Source organism: Kitasatospora putterlickiae, assembly GCF_039527695.1.
GTDB classification, from domain to species: Bacteria; Actinomycetota; Actinomycetes; order Streptomycetales; family Streptomycetaceae; genus Kitasatospora; species Kitasatospora putterlickiae.
Genome location: NZ_BAAAKJ010000070.1, coordinates 23,166 through 26,734, shown reverse-complemented (window position 1 = coordinate 26,734; position 3,569 = coordinate 23,166). Strand labels below are relative to the sequence as shown.

Sequence of the window (3,569 nt, the reverse complement as noted above, 5' to 3'; positions counted from 1 at the left end):
GTGGCTCCGGCGGAGCGACCTCCTCCGCCCCGGCGGCCAGCCCGACCGGGCGCCCGTCCTCCCCGGAGCCCGGCCACACCACCCCCGCCCCGACCGCCACCACGGCCCCGGAGCCGACCTCCGCGCCGAGCGCCACCGCGCCCCCCAGCTCGGGTGCCCCGGGCGGCCACTGAGCGCCGATCCGCAGCCCGGCCAGCGCATTTGCCTCCGATCCCCAAGTTCCTCTATGGTGGTAGATCGTTCGTTTGATCCATTTGACTGGCGCCCTAATCCCATCTGGCGCCCTTGGCGCGTTCCGGCGATCCGTGGCTGACCGCATAGAGGCGGTTGTGAAACAGAACCCCGGACTTTGGCGCGTGCCACTTCCGGAAGGTTTTGCATGTCTCTCGTTGACGACGCCCGCTTCGCCATGCCCGCGAGCGAGTCCGCCGCCGATGCCACCACCGTTCCCGCCGAGGCCGACGCCGAGCTGATCGCCGCCGTCGACGCCGCCGAGGACACCACCGCCGACGCCGAGGACACGGCCGTCGACACCGACACCGACGCCGCCGAGGCCACCGACGCCGAGGAGGAGGCCGCCGAGCCGACCATCACCTTCGGCGACCTGGGCCTGCCGGACGAGATCGTCCGCGCCCTCGCCAAGCGCGGCGTCACCACCCCGTTCCCGATCCAGGCCGCGACCATCCCGGACGCCCTGGCCGGCAAGGACGTGCTGGGCCGCGGCCGCACCGGCTCCGGCAAGACCCTCAGCTTCGGCCTGCCGCTGCTGACCCGCCTCGCCGACGGCGAGCGCACCCGCGCCAAGCACCCGCGCGGCCTGATCCTGGTCCCGACCCGCGAGCTGGCCATGCAGGTCGCCGACGCCCTGGAGCCGTTCGGCTCGGTGCTCGGTCTGCGCCTCAAGGTCGTCTGCGGCGGCACCTCGATGTCGAACCAGATCTACGCGCTGGAGCGCGGCGTCGACGTCCTGGTGGCCACCCCGGGCCGACTGCGCGACCTGATCAACCGCGGCTCGGCCAAGCTGGACGACGTCCAGGTCGCCGTGCTCGACGAGGCCGACCAGATGGCCGACATGGGCTTCCTGCCCGAGGTCACCGAGATCCTCGACCAGGTGCCGGCCGGCGGCCAGCGCCTGCTGTTCTCCGCCACCCTGGAGAACGAGATCGACACCCTGGTCAAGCGCTACCTGAACAGCCCGGTCACCCACGAGGTCGACCCGTCGGCCGGCGCCGTCACCACCATGACCCACCACATCCTCGTGGTGAAGCCCAAGGACAAGGCGCCGATCACCAACGCGATCGCCGCCCGCAAGGGCCGCACGATCATCTTCGTCCGCACCCAGATGGGCGCCGACCGCGTCGCCGAGCAGCTCGTCGAGGCCGGTGTGAAGGCCGACGCGCTGCACGGCGGCATGACCCAGGGCGCCCGCACCCGGGTGCTCGGCGACTTCAAGGACGGCTACGTCAACGTCGTCGTCGCCACCGACGTCGCCGCGCGCGGCATCCACGTCGACGGCATCGACCTGGTGCTCAACGTCGACCCGGCCGGCGACCACAAGGACTACCTGCACCGCTCCGGCCGCACCGCCCGGGCCGGCCGCTCCGGCACCGTCGTCACCCTGGTGCTGCCGCACCAGCGCCGCGGCGTCTTCCGCCTGATGGAGGACGCGGGCGTGGAGGCCGGCCGCCACATCCTCGACCACGCCTTCGACGCCGAGGTGGCCCGGATCACCGGCGCCCGCTCGCTGGTCGAGGTCCAGGCGGAGAGCGCGGCCAACATCGCCGGCGCCGCCGAGCGCGAGGTCGCCGACATGACCCGCCAGCTGGAGCGCGCGCAGCGCCGCGCCGCCGAGCTGCGCGACGAGGCCGACCGCCTGTCCGCCCGGGCCGCCCGCGAGCGCGCCGAGCTGGGCATCGAGGACGAGGCCCCGGCCGCCGAGGCCGCGACCGAGGGCACCGAGGCCGAGACCGCCGCCGCCGCGCCGGTGGCCGCCGAGGCCGCTCCCGCCGCCGTGACCGAGGAGCGCGCGCCGTCGTACCGCGAGGCGCGCACCGAGCGTCCGTCGTTCAACCGCGACCGTGACGACCGCGGTGGCCGCTCCTTCGGCCGTGACCGCGACGACCGTGGCGGCCGCTCCTTCAACCGTGACCGTGACGACCGTGGTGGCCGTTCGTTCGGTGACCGTGAGCGTGGCGGTTTCAACCGCGACCGCGATGACCGTGGTGGCCGTTCGTTCGGTGACCGTGAGCGTGGTGGTTTCAACCGCGACCGTGACGACCGTGGTGGCCGTTCGTTCGGTGACCGTGAGCGTGGTGGTTTCAACCGCGACCGTGACGACCGCGGCGGCCGTTCGTTCGGCGACCGTCCGGCCCGTCCCTTCGGTGACCGCGACCGCTCCTTCGGCCGCGACCGCGACGAGCGCGGCGGCAGCAACAACCGTCCGTTCGCCCGCCGCGACGACCACCGCTCCGGCGGCCGTCCGCAGTCCGGTGGCTTCAACCGGGACCGCGACGACCGCGGTGGCCGCTCCGGCGGCTTCAACCGCGACGACCGCAAGCCGCGTTGGAAGAACTGACGCCGCGTAGCACCTGACGCACCCGCGACGGGCCCGTTCCACTCCGGTGGGGCGGGCCCGTCGCCGTCTCCGCGCCGCCGCCGTTGTTCTGCGACCGAGAATAACCAGTGGCGCGGCGCCCGCCCCGTCGCCTACGGTCGGCGGCATGAGCAGCGGACTGCGTGAAGTGGCGGCGGTGAACGAGGGCATCGTCGAACGGGGGGACTACCGCGCGGACGGGGGCGAACTCGTCGAGTTGGCCGGGCGGTTGGCGGCGGCGCGGGCCGGCACGGTGTCCTACGGCCCGGCCGCGCTGGACGCCCTGGTCGCGGCGGGCGGGCCCGGCCCGGTGGCGGCCCCGGGCGCCGTCGAGGTGACGGCCGAGGGCAGCATCGAGGCGGCCCGCCGGCTGGCCGGGGCGGGCGCCGGGACGGTCGGCGTGCTCAACTTCGCCTCCGCGCGGAACCCCGGCGGCGGCTACCTGCGCGGCGCCCGCGCCCAGGAGGAGGACCTCTGCCGCAGCGCCCTGCTGTACACCTGCCTGCTGGAGGCGCCGGACTACTACGAGGCGCACCGGGCCTCCACCGACCTCCGGTACAGCCACCGGGTGATCGTCTCGCCCGGGGTGCCGGTGATCCGGGGCGGGGACGGCCGGCTGCTGGCGGACCCGTACGCCGTCACCTTCCTGACCTCGCCCGCGCCGAACGCGGGCCAACTGGCCCTGCGCGACCCGGAGGGCGTGGACGTCCGGGGCGTGCTCGCCGAGCGGGCCGAGCGGGTGCTCGCGGCCGCCGCCCGGCACGGGGTGCGCGCGCTGGTGCTCGGGGCGTGGGGCTGCGGGGTGTTCCGCAACGACCCGGCCGAGGTCGCGGAGGCCTTCGAGCGGGCGCTGGCCCGCTACGGCGCGGCCTTCGACCGGGTGGTCTTCGCGGTCTGGGACCGGACGCCGGTCTCACCGAACCGGGCCGCCTTCGAGGCCCGGTTCGGCGGTTAGCGCCCGGATCCTCCGGGGCCC

General features: G+C 74.8%; 2 protein-coding genes. Both read left to right on the top strand.

Features of this window, described 5'->3' with window-relative positions:
• The first annotated feature begins 379 nt into the window (after positions 1-379).
• Positions 380-2,575: a DEAD/DEAH box helicase gene (locus ABD308_RS08255; RefSeq protein WP_344329848.1), complete on the top strand. Its 2,196-nt coding sequence runs from the start codon at positions 380-382 to the stop codon at positions 2,573-2,575.
• A 145-nt stretch (positions 2,576-2,720) separates the two neighbouring features.
• Positions 2,721-3,548, top strand: a complete 828-nt coding sequence (locus ABD308_RS08250; RefSeq protein WP_344329846.1) for a TIGR02452 family protein — start codon at positions 2,721-2,723, stop codon at positions 3,546-3,548.
• Positions 3,549-3,569: the final 21 nt, after the last annotated feature.

What these genes read in the sequence shown, in the direction of transcription:
- ABD308_RS08255 (WP_344329848.1), top strand. Translation starts at nt 380, where the DNA reads ATGTCTCTCGTTGACGACGCCCGCTTCGCCATGCCCGCGAGCGAGTCC.
- ABD308_RS08250 (WP_344329846.1), top strand. Translation starts at nt 2,721, where the DNA reads ATGAGCAGCGGACTGCGTGAAGTGGCGGCGGTGAACGAGGGCATCGTC.